Here is a 14,128-nt window from a genome sequence, read left to right as displayed (position 1 = left end):
GCCAGCCTCCTGCAAGGATCGCTTTCTTTTGGTTACTTTTCTTTACGAGTAAAGAAAAGTGACATCTCACACGTTCCCAAACGGCCAACCCCGCCCAGCCGCGACAGCAGCTAGAAGCATGACCCCCCCCCACAAGAGACACCCCCCGCGTCAGCGGGCCACAAGCAATACACATCGCACACTTCCCCCCACCTACAATTCCCGCTCCAAGCTCAACAGACTTTGCGAACGAATCATCGGAACGGGATACTAGGCGGCGTTGTGGTTGGCCAAGTACTTGACCAGGCCATCGATGCCGCTCTTCGCGACGATGTCGGCGAACTGCCGCCGATAGACCTCGATCAGCCAGGCACCGCTCATATTGATGTCGTAGATGGCCCAGCCCGCTGGGCCGCGCTGCAGCCGGTAATCGATCTGTACCACGTCCCCTTTGTTGGTCATGCTGGTCTCGACCACTACATCGTTGCCGCTGATGCGCGGCGCCTTATAGCGGAACTTCAGTGTCTGATCGCGCACTTGCGACAGGGACAGGGCGTAGCTGCGCACCAGCAGTGTCTCGAATTGCTCGTAGAGTTGCTTTTGCTGCTCCGGCGAGGCGCTGCGCCAAGCGCCGCCCACCGCAAGCCGCGTGGTGCGCTGGAAATCGGTATAAGGCAGGAACTGCCGGCGCACCACGGCCGTGATCTTGTCGAGATCGCCGTTGCGGGTATCGGGATTGGCCTGGATGGTGCTGAGAACGCCTTCGACGGCGGCGCGGACCATGCGGTCCGGGGCAGAACGATCCACACCCGCAGGCCCAGCGCTCTCGCCAGGCGTTGCGGCCAAGGCAGGGATGGGGAGGGACGCGCCAAGGACAATGATCAATCCGGCGAACACTGCAAGCGCCGGGGCGTTGCATCCGGCAACGGCAAGGCGGAGACGGCGAGGCATCGCGATGTCCTCCACTAGGGGGATGCGGCCTCCCGGGAGCCCGGGAGACCCGCATCTCTTGCCTAATGCTAGTGCTTTGCCGCCAAAAATAAAATGACGGAAACGACAGTGGCCGGCAAGACAATTACTGCGTCAGCGCCTTGAAGCCCTGCAGCAATCGCTCGATGTCATCCATCTGGATATTGCCCATCGTGGAAATGCGGAACAACTCGGCCGACAGCCCGCCCTGCCCCGCGTAGATGACAAAGCCACGCTCCTTCAGGCCGTCGTGCAACTGGGGATACGACAAGCCGGCGGGCAAGCGGTAAGCCCGCAGCACCACCGAGGACTGCTCTGACGGCCACAGGGCCGGCATGCCCAAGGCCTCGAGCCCGGCGCGCGCGCGCTCGGCAAGGGCCGCATAGCGCGCATGGCGGGCGCGCCAGCCGCCCTCCTCCTCCAGCTCACGCAGCGCTTCCACCAGCGCGTAATAGGCATGCACCGACGGCGTGAACGGCGTATTGCGCTGGTCCTGCAAGCGCGCGAGCCGCCCGAGATCCAGGTAGTACGTCCGGCTGGCGGCTTGCTCCAGCGCGCTGCGCCGCACAATGACGAACGATGCGCCCGGCACGCCATGCAGGCACTTGTTGGCCGTGGCCGCCACCGCGGCAATGCTGCCGCCGAAATCGATCGCCTCGGCGCCGAAGCTGCTCACGCCATCCACCAGCAGCCGCACGTCCCGCGCGCGGCACAGTGCGTCCAGTGCCTGCAGGTCGTTCAGGCGCCCGGTGGTAGTTTCATGATGAATCACCGCCACGTGCGTGATCGCGCGGTCCGCGTCGAGCGCGGCGGCAATGCGCCCGAGGTCGGGTGCCTGCATCCAGTCGTGCGCGACCACCTCATGGGCAATGCGGTACTGCGTGGCGATCTGCGTAATGCGCTCGCCGTACACGCCGTTCTGCACGATCAGCAGCTTGCCTTGCTCGGGCACCAGCGCGGCGATCATGCTCTCCACCGCCGCCGTGCCGGAGCCGGTCATCAGGACCGCGGCCCACTCGGCAGGATCCAGTTCGTAGATATTCAGCAGGCGTGCGCGCGCTTCATCCTGCAGGTCGAAGAACTCGCTTTCGCGGTGGCACAGGTCGGGCTGCAGCAGGCTTTGGCGGACCCGTTCCGACAGGGTAACGGGGCCCGGATTGAGTAGCAGCATTTACTTCCCTCCTTGGTCGGCACCGATGTGTCGCGCCAGGCGCGTCTTCACATCGACCGGGGTGATGGTCGGGCGCGGCAGGCCGTCCGGCGTGCCGGCGCTGATCGTCAGCGCGACAAAACGCGGGCCGGCGGCGCTTGCTTGCGCGGCCGTGAGTGTCTGGTCGAGCAGGTCGAGATGGTCGCCCTCGGCCGCCGACGCATAGCCGCACGCGGACGCCACGCCGGCAAACGAGACATTGCGCGACACGGTCGCCTGCCCGCCGGTGGAGTCATGCACGCCGTTGTCCAGCAGCACATGCGTGAGGTTGCCCGGGCCATAGGCGCCGAGCGTGGCGAACACGCCCATGCGCATGAGCGCTGCGCCGTCGCCGTCCACGGCGACCACATTCAGGTCCGGACGCGCGAGCGCAAGGCCGAGCGCGAAGGGCGTGAGGCAACCCATCGAGCCCACCATATAGAGCTGGTTGGCGCGGTCATCGAGCGCGTAGAGCTCACGGCCGCAAAAGCCCGTGGATGCCAGCACCACCGTCTTGTCCATCGGCGTATGGGCGATCACGCGTTGCAGGGCCTCGCGGCGCGTGGGCAGGCCATCGCGCGAGGCGCCCTGCACCGTTGAGAGCGGCGTGCATTTCGGGCGCGGCGCGGGCCGGTCCTGCTGCTTGAGTTCATACGGCGCGACGCTGCCCTTTTGCATCACCAGCGCGTACGGACGGCCGGTGGCGTCCATATGCGCCACCGCGCGGTCCAGCGCCGGGCCAACCTCGGCCGGGTCGGTCGGGAAGGTTTCCCACGGAATCTCCATGGTGTCGAGCATCGTCGGCGTGACCGGCCCCATCAGCGCATGCTGCGGTTCGTCGGCAACGCCCGGCTGCCCGCGCCACGTCACGATCAGCAACTGCGGCAGGCGGAACGTCCACGTGAGCGAGGTCAGCGGGCTGACCGCATTGCCAAGACCGGAGTTCTGCATCATCGTGACGCCCCGGCGGCCGCCCTGCGCCCCCAGCGTCACGCCGGCAATCAGCGCCACCGCATCGCCTTCGTTCGCCGCCGATACGTAATGCAACGACGGATCCTGCAGCACGTAGTTGATAAACGGCGTCAGGTACGAGCAGGGTACCCCGGCATACCAGTCGAAGCCCCGCGCGCGCGCGGCCTCGACAAACTGTGCCGCTTCGATCATCGGGCTTCCTCTGCGTCCGTGCTGCCGACCGCGAACGGCGTCTGCGTATGCGCGAAATCGCCCGCGCGACGGAAGTCGTCGAGGTCGTTCACGCCGCGCCAGTGGCCGTGCACATACTTCACTTCGATCTCTTCACCGGCTTCAACCAGCGCGTTGAGCAGCGCGGGCATGTCCAGCGTATTGAAGTCATCGCGCTTGCGCAGCTCGGCAACCAGCTTCTGCAGGCGCACGCGGCCTTGGCCGCGCACGTTCAGCAGGCCGATCCAGCGGCCGTGCGGTGCCTGCGCTTGCGCGGCGCCCGGCTCCTGGCCCTTGCTGGACACATGGCGCAGCAGGATCTTCTGGCCGAACAGGTCGCGGTCGTCGGGCGCGGAGCAATAGGCGAAGTCGCGCACGCTCTGGTTCGACTCCGTGGTCAGCGACGAGTCCACCACCACGCTGAACGGCGCATCGCTTTCCAGCAGGTCGCGCAGGATATAGCTGCGGAACAGCAGGTCGCCGTAGGCGATCACGGTATCCGTGTGCAAGCCGTCGACGGCGCACGCCAGCGACGCAAGCTCGCCGGTCTGGGCGTACTGCTCATTGACCACCAGCTTGATGCCGGCCGTGTCGATGGCCTTGGCCTGGTAGCCGCCCACCACGGTGATGTCGTTGATCGATTGCTTCTTGAACGCGTCCACCAGCCAGCGCAGCAGCGGCTTGCCGGCCACGGGCAGCATGACCTTGGGACGGTCCTCGGTGAGGGGCTCCAGGCCGGTGCCGCGGCCGGCCGCCAGCACCACCGCCGCGCCCGGCGCTTGCGAGCCCGACAGGTAGATCTTCTCGGCGGTCGAGTATTCGTCGGCGTCCTGCAGGCGGAAGATCTCGTTGACGGAGGCGATGCGGTCTTCCACGTTGACCAGCGTCTCGCTGTCGTGGATTTCCTTGGCCACGGCCTGCATCGACGAGGCCGCCACGCGGATCAGGTGGTTGGCCCAGATCACCACGCTGATGCCGGCCTTGCGGAAGGCTTCGGTCGGGGTGCTGTAGTACTTGGTCGGCACGATCACCAGAGGGCCACGGCCGGCCCACTCTCGCGCGAACTGCAGGATCTCGTCCGGGCGCGACAGCTTGCTGTGGATCAGGATGGCGTCCGCGCCGGCCTGGCGATAGGCCTCGGCGCGGCGCAGGGCTTCGTCCATGCCCCAGCCGGCGATCAGGGCTTCCACGCGGGCGACGATGGAGAAGTTGTCGTCCGACTGCGAATCCTTGCCGGCCTTGATCTTGCCGCAGAACTCATCGACCTCGGCCAGCGGCTGGCGCTCGCCGTCGATAAAGCTGTTGGTCTTGGGAAACTGCTTGTCCTCGATGCACACGCCGGCAATGCCGCGCTGCTCGAGCTTGCGCACCAGGCGGCGCACATTGTTGAAGTTGCCGTAGCCGGTGTCGCCGTCCAGCAGGATCGGCAGGTCGCTGGCATCCGCCATGAACTCCAGCGTGTCGACCACCTGGGTCCAGCTGGCTTCGTTGTTGTCGCGCACGCCGTATTGGGCGGAGATCGCCAGGCCCGAAGCCCAGATGGCCTTGAAACCGGCCTCGCGCACGATGCGCGCGGACAGCCCGTTGTGGGCTTCCATCATGAATTCCAGCTCGTTGCCGACAATCATCTGGCGCAGCCGGGCACTGCGCGAGGCAGTCGAGAAAATCGGGTCAATCGCGTTCATTGTGCTACTCCAACAATCGGCTGAAGTTCGGGCAGGACTTCGTCGCGCGCGCGCGCCACGTCGTTCGGGAAGTCGATCTCGATCCACGGCGCGCCGCTCACGTCGGCCACATCGAACACGTGGCCGCCTTCGAGCAAGAGGTCGCGCACCGCTTCCTCGTGCGGCATGTTCGAGCGGCCGCTGTCGACATAGCCCTGGACGATCTGCGCCAGGCGGCGCGCGGTTTGTTCCTGGAAGCGGAAGAAACCAACCGACTCGCCAATGGTGTCGTATTCCAGGCCAACCGCGAGCTGCTTGCGCAGCTCCACCGGCACGCCGTCTTTCAGGCACAGCTTGACCGGCTCGTCACCGGCTTCGAAATCGCGGTCGATCAAGAGGCGGTTGGTGGTGCCGCCCGCCACCAGCGCGCTGAGAATGCGCTCGTCGTAGAGCACGTCGGCATCCATCAGCAGCACGTCGCCGCCGCGCGTGAGCGCATCGGCCACCGTATGCACGGTCAGGACGCTGCCCAGGTCGTAACGCGGGTTCAGCACGATCTCCGGATAGGGGTCGCGCCCCAGCCTGACCAGCTCGGCTTCGACGTGTTCCGGCTGGAAGCCTAGCGCCAGCACGATCTCGTCCACCCCAGCCGCGTCGAGCATGCGCAGATGCCGCTCCAGCAGGGTGATGCCCTCAAAACGCAGCAGGCACTTGGGGAATTGCTCCCCGGGTTGTTGCTGAAGTCGCAGGCCTAGGCCCGCGGCAAGGATGATTGCTCGCATTCGTTCTCCGCACCCATGCAAATTGCCATCGATCAATCGGCGGACTGCTGCACACCTGCCGCACGCCGCCGTTGGAATTTTCGTTCACTCAAATGTAAATACAGCAGCCCCGGCGCGCCGAGCCCGATCTCGCGGGCACGCTTGGCCAGGGACAGCGCCAGCGCCGCATCGGGCGGAAGGCCGACGATGGGCGCCAGCAACAGGTAGCCGCCTTCCTGCGCCCCCAGCGAGCCGGGAATGGCAAAGGCCGCGCCGCGGATCGCCTGCCCCACGCTCTCCAGCAGCAAGGCGTCGAGCCAGCTGACGGGATGCCCGAGGAAATGCAGGGCCAACCAGACTTCGCCGGTGCCAACCAGCCAGCCAACCAGGCTCAGCGCGAAAGTGGACGCCACCTTGCGGCGGTCGCGGTACATGCCTTGCACGGCCGCGTCCACGGCATCGGCGCGCATGGTCAGCCCCGACCAGTCGCGCTTGCCGAACACCTTCGACAACAGGCGCAGCACCCGGCCGAACAGGCCGCGCTTCTGCACCACGTAGAAACCCGCGATGCACAGCGCAAGCACGGCGGTGACGACCAGCGTTGGCGTGCGCAGGTCGGAGAGCGCATCATGCCCGCCATACAAGCCAAACAGCGCCAGGCCGGTAAAGGCAAAGACCATCTGCGCCAGCGCCTGCATGGTGGTACTGACGGTGATGGCCGCGGCGGCGTCGCGCATGCGCGTGCCGCGGTGCGCCAGGTGGCGCACCATCAGGACCGGGCCGCCGATCTGCCCCGCCGGCAGCAGGCTGTTGACGGATTCGCCGGCCCAGCGTGCCAGCAGCGCGTCGCGCATGGTGCCGTGGCCGGCCCGGCGGTCGAACAGGACGAAGATGGCGCCGGCGTCCAGCACCAGCGGCAGCAGGTGGAACGCGGCGACCAGCACCAGGCCCCAGCCTGCCGACATCAGCGTCGACGCGACGGAGCCGAATCCCTGCCAGGCGAGCAGCGCGACAAAGAGCGCCGCGCCGATCGACAGGAAAAGCATGGCAGCACGGGTCATGGGCGGGGCTTCCGGCCCGGCACCAGTCTCTTGAACACCTGCCTGAAGCCAAAATAGGCGACCGCGTCCTTCATATTGGAGATGAAGCGCAGCCACGGGCGCATGCCCGGATCGGTCACGTACTCGAACGTCAGCGACACGCGCATCTCGTTGGCGCCGGCCGGCGTGATGCGGTGGCGCAGCTTGTCGCCGTCGAAGAACACCAGCCCGCCGGGCGTGGTCTGCACCGAGCCGGGCTCATCGGGCACATCCGCATCGCGCGTGTGCAGTTCGTAGTCAAGGCGGCAGGAGGATTCCTCGATCACGCCCAGCAGCAGCGTGTAGCGGCGGCCGTCGTAATAGGAGGTGTCGTAGTGCCAGCCGATGTGGTCACCCTGGCGCGTGTAGTAATACAGCGCATAGGCGTGGGGATCGGAGTCGGGGGAGACCAGCAGCTTCTCGCCGCACATCTGCTCGAGCCAGCCGATCAGCGCCTTCGACCGGTACAGCTCGGCGATAAACGGCGCGAGCTCGTCAATGGTGTGCCGGCTGACGCTGCCGCCTTGCTTGTGGCCGGGCAGGTAATTGCGGTTGATCTGCGGCACCAGCGCGCGGGCGCTGGCCGCCAGTTGCGCGGTGACTTCCGGCGCCAGGAATTGCTCCAGGTGCAGGAAGGCGCCCTGGCGCACGAAATCGGCGCGCAGTTGCTTGCTGTCGAGCCGGGTGGTGCGCTCGGCCACCGAGGCGTCGGGGTTGGGCAGCCTGGCGCCGGCGCTCGGGACCGCCTGCTGGCGGGGAGTAACGGAAGCGGGGGACGGGCCGTCCAGCGTGATGTCGTTGGCTTGCTCGCTCATCGTGTTCCCCTGATCTCCGTCGAAGCCGTGGCAGGCAGGGGACGCCGCATCACACGCCAGTAGTCGATGATGACCCAGGCCGCGAACAGGGGAGCACCGATCGACGCTGCCATCAGGAACGGGGCGACGCCGCTGCTCAAAGTAACGAGCGGAAGCAGGTAAAGTACGTCTTCTGTCTCGAAGCCGCCCGCAGAAGCTTGCTTCGTCCCGCTTTTCCCGACACGCGACTCGATCCGCATGCGCAGGAAGAAGATCAGCGCCACCGCCACGCCCGCGAGCGTGCCTTGCAAGACGGGCGACATCGTGTCTGCCGCGGCCTGCCCCGAAATGGCTACGCCCATGCCCACGAAGAGCAGGACGGTTATCAGCGCATCGCTCGCCAGATCGTAAAAATGGCCTATTTTGCTCGATTTACCGCTAATTCTCGCCAATTCGCCGTCAGTGTGGTCCAGGAAGTTGGACAGCACGATCAGCAAAGCACCGCAATTGGTCCACGCGAAACCGCCCTGCATCAGGCAGGCTACCCCGGCAAGGCCGATCACGAGCCGCAGGGTGGTCAGGTGGTTCGGGGTGATCCAGGAGTCCTTGAGCGGGCGGACAAGCGCGCGCGCCAGACGGGCGTCCCAGGTACGCGGAGCGGGAGGCTCGCCAAGAGAATTCTTTGGATTTTTGTTCATCTGGAAAAGGTCCACCGGCAGGAAAGCTGCCGCACGGCTCGCATACTAGCGCCCGTTCGCGCACCTTGCATTGCGTAGACTCAACGCCGCAAGGCCGGCCGGGCCGCTGTAGGGGCATACGCCAGTCAAACCGCTATGTTAAGCGATGTCACCGGCAACGGTAAGCGCGGACACCACCCGGGCGCAATATTTGGCCTGCCGGGATCAAGCCGTCCAGAAGGTCCCCGGCCCTGCAAAGGGGCTGCCTGATGCCTGCCAGCCAAGCAGCGATGCTCCAGCAGGCGGTGCCGCGATCAGCGTCGCCCCGGGCCCGGCCCCGCTTCAGGGCTGGCTGCTTTCGCCGGTCCGCACCCTGGCATCGTCCTGCGTGAAGGATGGCGCAGCAATGGCCGGCGGCACGCTAGCCGAGACCTCCGCCGGCGAGCTGGCCGGTGCCGGCGCCGACCCCGCATCGACGGCGCCTTGCTCAGCGGCCGGGCCGCTCACGCCCTGCAACGCGGGCGGCACCGCCGATGCTGCCACGCTGGTTTCCTGCTCCGCAGCCGCCGCCTCCGGCGCAGGGCGCGCAACGCGCTTGGGCGCGGGTGGGGCTTCCGGCTTGGCCGCCGGCCCGAACCATCGCTGGTACCAGCCGCGTATCGTCCAGCCCAACGCTTCAAAGAGGCCGGTCTCCTTGTGCTCCACGAAGCGGACGTTCGCATCGATCATGCGGGACCGCAGCGAGCGCTGGAAGAAGTCGCCCACCATGGGCAGCGCGCTGTGCGCGCCCTGGCCCCAGTAGTCGCTGCGCAGCGTCACCCGGCTGTCGTTGAACCCGACCCACGCGCCGGCAACCAGTTGCGGATGCATCAGGATGAACCAGCCATCGGCATTGTCTTGCGTGGTGCCGGTCTTGCCGGCAACATCCGCGCGAATGCCGAAGCGCGTGCGAATGCTCGTGCCGGTGCCGCGGTCGATCACGCCGCGCATCACGTCGAGCAGCGTCTGCACGGTGGCAACAGGCAGCGCCTGCTCGGGTGACGCGGGGTGGAACGTCTCCAGCACCTCGCCCTTGCGGTCTTCGATGCGGGTGACCATCACCGGCTCCAGGTAGGCGCCCTGGTTGGCGATGGTGCCGTAGGCGCTGACCATCTCCTTCAAGGTGACCGGGCTGGTGCCAAGCGCCAGCGAGGGCACCGTATCGAGCCGGCTTTGCCGCACGCCCATGGCGCGCGCCAGCTTGGCCACCTTGGCCGGGCCGACGCTTTGCATCAGTTGCGCGGTGATGGTGTTCTTGGAATACACCAGGCCGTCGCGCAGGCTCATGGCACGCCCGCTCGGGGGGCCATCGTCGGAGGGCCGCCAGACCTCGCCGCCGGCGAGCGGGATTTCCACGGCCTGGTCGACGAAGGTGTCGTCCGGCTTGGCGCCTTGCTCGAACGCGGCGCCATACACGAACGGCTTGAACGTGGAGCCCGGCTGGCGCTGCGCCTGCTGGACGTGGTCGAAGGCGTCCAGGGTGAAGTCGCGGCTGCCTACCCAGGCCTTGATCTCGCCGGTGCGCGGGTCGAGCGCGAGGAAGCCGGCCTGGATGCGGGTCTTGGACTGGCGCAACGCCTGCATGAAGGCGTGGTCCGCCAGCAGTTGCGTCATGGCCGCCTCGGGCGTCTGCCCGGACTCCCTGGCCGCGCGGTACGCCGGCGTCTCGCGCACAAAGGCCTGCACCAGGTCCTTGTTGGCCGCCCAGCCGGAGCGCGGCGCCCACGCGGCGTCGGCGATGCCTTGCAACTGGCTGCCCTGGCGCGCCACCGCCTGGTTGGCCAGCGCCTGCAGGCGCGAATCGATGGTGGTGCGCACCACCAGCCCGTCGGTGTAGATGTTGTAGTCGTTGCGGTCCGCCCAGGTGATCAGCCATTTGCGCAGCTGCTGGGCGAAGTGCGGCGCCGGGCCGGGCGGCTCGGTCTGCCGCTCGAAGTCGATGCGCAGCGGGCGCTTTTTCAGCAACTCGTACTTCGCCGGCTCCAGCTTCTGGTACTTGACCATTTGCGCCAGCACGGTATTGCGCCGCTGCACGGCGCGCTCGGGGTTGATGACCGGGTTGTAGTAGCTGTTGCCCTTGAGCATGCCGATCAGCGTGGCGCTTTCCAGCACATCCAGCCGGCCTGCGGATTTATCGAAGTAGGTGCGCGCCGCCATCTCGATGCCGTAAGCGTTGTACAGGAACGGTACGGTGTTGAGATAGGTCTCGAGGATCTCGTCCTTGGTATAGAGCGCCTCGATCTTCAGCGCCGTGATGGCTTCCTTGAGCTTGCGCGTGAGCGTGGGCGCGCGGCCGATCTCGTCGGGATAGAGATTGCGGGCCAGCTGCTGCGTGATGGTGGAGCCACCTTGCCGGTCGCCGGAGAAGGTATGCAGCGCGGCCGAGCCCATGCGGCGCCAGTCCAGGCCGAAGTGCTGGTAGAAGCGGTGATCCTCGGTGGCGATCAGCGCCGTCGTCACATTGGGCGAGATATCGGCCAGGCGGACCCATTCGCGGTTGGCCCACTTGAACACGGCCAGCGGCTTGCCATCGGCCGATAGGATCTGCGCGGGCTGGTCGGATTTGGCCTTGCGGATATCGCTGATGCCCGGGGTGAAGGGAATCAGCATCAGCACATAGAGCAGGAACAGCACCGGCACGGCGGCCACTGCCTTGGCCACGCCGCGGCGCGTGGGGCGCCGCAGGCGGGCAAGCCGCTCGGCGGCGAGGGTTTTGATCTGGGCCAGATTCATGAAGCAAGCAACATTGGTCGGAGTCACATTCCGGCGCGGAGAAAGGCCTGCATCCTACCAAAATCGCTTGCTGCGCCCTGGATCTTGTCCAACGCCAGGGAATCAGGGCCGCATCGGGGGCCGGTTCAGTCGACGCGGTGCTCCGCAAGCACCAGGCTTTCGTCCACGCGTTCGTACTTGGACGCGTAGCTGGCGTCGAAGCGCACCACGCGCTTGAGTTCCGGGGCGTACCACGCCACCGCCGTGTAAGGCACCGAGGATTCCGCGCCATTCGAAAAGCCATAGAACGGTCGCATCACATAGCCCTTGTAGGCCAGGCGCAAGACGCGGAAGCTGCCGGCAGGCACCGTGATGGTGGACTCCCCGGTCACCTCGCCGCTCAGTTCCGTGCGCATCTCGGTGCCAACCTGCCTGTAGCTGTATTTCCATCGCGCGCCCGGCTTCACGTCTTCCGGCACCCAGCCGCGCGGCGGCGATGCGCCATCGAACTCGCCACCGCTGGGCGTGATGATCCGCTCAAGACGGCCGTCGAGGGTCTCCAATCGGGCGCCCTGGTTGAACGTAACCCGCTCCCCTTCGACACGGTCGACGCGGTATAAAACATCGCGCCGTTTGCGTGTCAGCTTGTCTAGCAGTTCGTAGCGCCAGATCTCGCCGACGCGGGGCGACTCGCTGCCCGCCGGCGCAGCGCCGGCGTCATCCACCACAGGCGCCGCAGCCACCGGCGCTGGCCCAGACGAGCGATAGCTGGCCATCGCCGCCACGCCGCGCTCCTTGATCGATGCGATCCAGCTGGCCGGCAATGCCTTGAGCTTTTCGCCGGGCGCGCGCCGTGCCGACAGGATGCCCACGAGCCGGCCCGTCTCATCGAACAAGCCGCCGCCGCTGGCCGTCGCCGGGAAATCGAGCGTGACCTCGATGCGGTCCAGCTTGCCGTCCGAGCCCGCGCGCAATCCGGATACGCTGCCGTCCAGCACGACCACGCCCGTGGCCTCCGGACTGGCTGCCGCAAGCACCCTCTGCCCAAACGACGGCGCCGCCGCCGCCGACACGCTGACGGCCGGCGCATTGAAGTTCGCAACCCGCAGCAAACACAGGTCGCGATCCACGTCCGGCGCTTCCAGCGTGGCATCGTAGCTCACATTGTCGCGCCGCACGGCAATCGCGCGCGCGCCGGCCAGCACGTGGCAAGCGGTGACCAATTGCCCCGGGCCAATTACCACGGCGGACCCCGATGCCAGCGGCGCGTTGTTGGGGCCCGTTGCCCGCACGGCATAGATGCTTGGTGTGAGCTTGGCCAGCAGGTGCGGGGCATCGAGCGCGCTGGCATTGGCGGCGGCGAGCGCCAGGAAGACGGGAACGGCGATCAGGGCGGGGCGGCGCATAGGTTGCGGTGACGTTGTCATGTGCTGGAAGACTGTGAGAGTAAATGCCGCGCTCACGGCAACGTAGCGACGCTGCGATCGTTCAGCGCGGCTGCATCAGGTAGCGCAGATCGTCCATGCGCACCGGGCCGGCTTCGGCCGGCTGCGCGGCGCGCGAGGGGACAGCCGGAGCCGGTGCCACTTGCCGCGCCAGCGGCACTGCAGGCGCGGCGGCGGCAAGCGTGGCCGGCTTGCGCTCCCCCGCCCCGGGCTGGGCGTCCGGACCCGACACCGGCACCTCGCCGGTGTAAGCCAGCGAGGGCAGTTCGCCCTTGGCGTTGGCGGCGCTATCCTCGGTCAGCTGCAAGCGCCCGGCCAGAAAGCCAATGGTAATGGCGCTGCGCAGGTACTTGGTCTCGCCGGCGGCCAGGTCGAACAGGAAACGCGTCTCGACCTCTGTCGTGCCGGAGGCGACATAGCTGCCCGGTTTGCGATCCGCGTAGAAAAACCCGCCTGGCCGGCTACGTCCTACCACTTCTTCGTCGATCCGCAGTTCCGGCTGGATGGCAGCGCCCACAAGCGATGAGGAGCGAAGGAAGAAGATCCGCCCCTCCCCGGCACGCAGTGGCGGCATGGTTTGCTTGACTTCCTCGTAGGACGGCCCCGTTGCGCAACCCGTGGCCAAAATGGACGCCGCAACCCCGGCAATCAACACGCCTGTGAATCTCATCCCTGTGCCCGTTATCTTGTTATCTATTCTGCTGTGGCCGTATTCTGCAATGGCCGGCACGATAGGACAAGGGCAGCGCCGTTCACGAGGCATCGGGCCCAGTTGGGTTCATCCATAGTGCCCGGGTGAAATTAACGCCAGCTTCCACGCCGCTGCGCAAAGACGATTGCGGGCAAGCCTGCAATCCGCTAACCTCCACACCATGGCCCACGCACAAACCCCGTCGATTATTCGCACCATCCCTGCGATGGTGGGTTAGCGCACGTGGCCTGAGCACACAAAGCAACCCGCCCAACGAGGCGGGTTTTTTGTGCCCGCCTCCTTGGAGCCTTCAACGCCAAGGAGCCTGAAGATGCAGCCAACCCGCCCCGCCGCAGCAACACCCGCCGTCCTCTACATGGTCTGCGGTAAGATCGGCTCCGGCAAATCGACGCTGGCCCGGCAGCTCGCTGCGCGGCCGGCCACGGTGCTGATCAGCGAGGACGACTGGCTATCACACCTGTATCCCGGCGAGATCCAGGAGGTCGCCGACTATGCCCGCTGTGCCGGAAGACTGCGCGACGCCATGGCCAGCCACATCGACGCGCTGCTACTGGCTGGCATGTCGGTCGTACTTGATTTTCCCGCCAACACGCCGGCCACGCGAAGCTGGGCCAGGGCCATCTTCGAGCAGGCGGCCGCAGCGCATCAACTCCACTACCTCGATGCGCCGCACGCCTTGTGCAAGGCCCGCCTGCGCGCGCGCAACCCCAGCGGCACGCACCCGTTCGAGACGAGCGATGTGCAGTTCGATGCCATCACGCGCTACTTTGTGGCGCCGTCAGCCGACGAAGGTTTCAACGTGATTCGGCATGTGCCATCCGAGGCGGGCGCGGCGACAACCTGACAGGCAAGGCCGGGCGGACATCCGACCGCATGGCTCGGCTCGCTATCATGGCGAACACATTCACCATTCACCATCCAGCCGA

12 protein-coding genes are annotated in these 14,128 nt (G+C 66.6%); 1 reads left to right on the top strand and 11 read right to left on the bottom strand.

Annotation, left to right across the window (positions count from 1 at the left end; all coding sequences use genetic code 11):
• Positions 1 to 249: 249 nt before the first annotated feature.
• The 11 genes from ACGLHR_RS23510 to ACGLHR_RS23460 all read right to left on the bottom strand — a co-directional run bounded on the left by ACGLHR_RS23510 (position 250) and on the right by ACGLHR_RS23460 (position 13,064).
• Positions 250 to 858, bottom strand: coding sequence for a phospholipid-binding protein MlaC (locus ACGLHR_RS23510; protein ID WP_400096587.1), 609 nt, complete (start codon positions 856 to 858; stop codon positions 250 to 252).
• A gap of 196 nt (positions 859 to 1,054) precedes the next feature.
• Positions 1,055 to 2,119, bottom strand: a complete 1,065-nt coding sequence (locus ACGLHR_RS23505) for a 2-aminoethylphosphonate aminotransferase (RefSeq protein WP_400096585.1) — start codon at positions 2,117 to 2,119, stop codon at positions 1,055 to 1,057.
• Positions 2,120 to 3,301, bottom strand: coding sequence for a phosphonopyruvate decarboxylase (gene aepY / locus ACGLHR_RS23500; RefSeq protein WP_400096584.1), 1,182 nt, complete (start codon positions 3,299 to 3,301; stop codon positions 2,120 to 2,122). It lies immediately after the preceding gene.
• The gene (gene aepX, locus ACGLHR_RS23495; RefSeq protein WP_318235194.1) at positions 3,298 to 5,004 is read right to left on the bottom strand and encodes a phosphoenolpyruvate mutase; all 1,707 of its coding nucleotides are present in this window, start codon (positions 5,002 to 5,004) and stop codon (positions 3,298 to 3,300) included. The genes aepY and aepX overlap by 4 nt, the downstream gene beginning before the upstream one ends.
• A complete protein-coding gene (locus tag ACGLHR_RS23490) occupies positions 5,001 to 5,765 on the bottom strand; it encodes an NTP transferase domain-containing protein (RefSeq protein ID WP_150984325.1) in 765 nt (254 codons plus the stop codon). The genes aepX and ACGLHR_RS23490 overlap by 4 nt, the downstream gene beginning before the upstream one ends.
• 32 nt (positions 5,766 to 5,797) lie before the next feature.
• Entirely contained in the window at positions 5,798 to 6,805 is a 1,008-nt protein-coding gene (locus tag ACGLHR_RS23485; RefSeq protein WP_318235195.1) for a flippase-like domain-containing protein, read from the bottom strand.
• Positions 6,802 to 7,638, bottom strand: coding sequence for a 2OG-Fe(II) oxygenase (locus tag ACGLHR_RS23480; RefSeq protein ID WP_400096583.1), 837 nt, complete (start codon positions 7,636 to 7,638; stop codon positions 6,802 to 6,804). Before ACGLHR_RS23480 ends, ACGLHR_RS23485 begins: the two co-directional genes overlap by 4 nt.
• The gene (locus tag ACGLHR_RS23475) at positions 7,635 to 8,315 is read right to left on the bottom strand and encodes a CDP-alcohol phosphatidyltransferase family protein (RefSeq protein ID WP_400096582.1); all 681 of its coding nucleotides are present in this window, start codon (positions 8,313 to 8,315) and stop codon (positions 7,635 to 7,637) included. Before ACGLHR_RS23475 ends, ACGLHR_RS23480 begins: the two co-directional genes overlap by 4 nt.
• Before the next feature lie 321 nt (positions 8,316 to 8,636).
• Positions 8,637 to 11,066 (bottom strand): penicillin-binding protein 1A, encoded by a 2,430-nt coding sequence (locus ACGLHR_RS23470; RefSeq protein ID WP_400096581.1) that lies wholly within the window; start codon positions 11,064 to 11,066, stop codon positions 8,637 to 8,639.
• A gap of 125 nt (positions 11,067 to 11,191) precedes the next feature.
• On the bottom strand, positions 11,192 to 12,451 hold the full coding sequence (locus ACGLHR_RS23465) for a serine protease (protein ID WP_400096580.1): 1,260 nt from the start codon (positions 12,449 to 12,451) through the stop codon (positions 11,192 to 11,194).
• Positions 12,452 to 12,533: 82 nt separating this feature from the next.
• Complete coding sequence (locus ACGLHR_RS23460; RefSeq protein WP_400096579.1) at positions 12,534 to 13,064, bottom strand: DUF2846 domain-containing protein; 531 nt, start codon at positions 13,062 to 13,064, stop codon at positions 12,534 to 12,536.
• A 448-nt stretch (positions 13,065 to 13,512) separates the two neighbouring features.
• Between ACGLHR_RS23460 and ACGLHR_RS23455 the strand changes: the two genes are divergently transcribed.
• Positions 13,513 to 14,046, top strand: a complete 534-nt coding sequence (locus tag ACGLHR_RS23455; RefSeq protein WP_400096578.1) for an AAA family ATPase — start codon at positions 13,513 to 13,515, stop codon at positions 14,044 to 14,046.
• The last annotated feature ends 82 nt before the right edge of the window (positions 14,047 to 14,128 follow it).

This window comes from Cupriavidus sp. CuC1 (assembly GCF_044627735.1).
Classification (GTDB): Bacteria; Pseudomonadota; Gammaproteobacteria; order Burkholderiales; family Burkholderiaceae; genus Cupriavidus; species Cupriavidus ulmosensis.
Note: the sequence above shows the minus strand (reverse complement) of the source record. Positions and strands in the feature narration are given on the sequence as shown.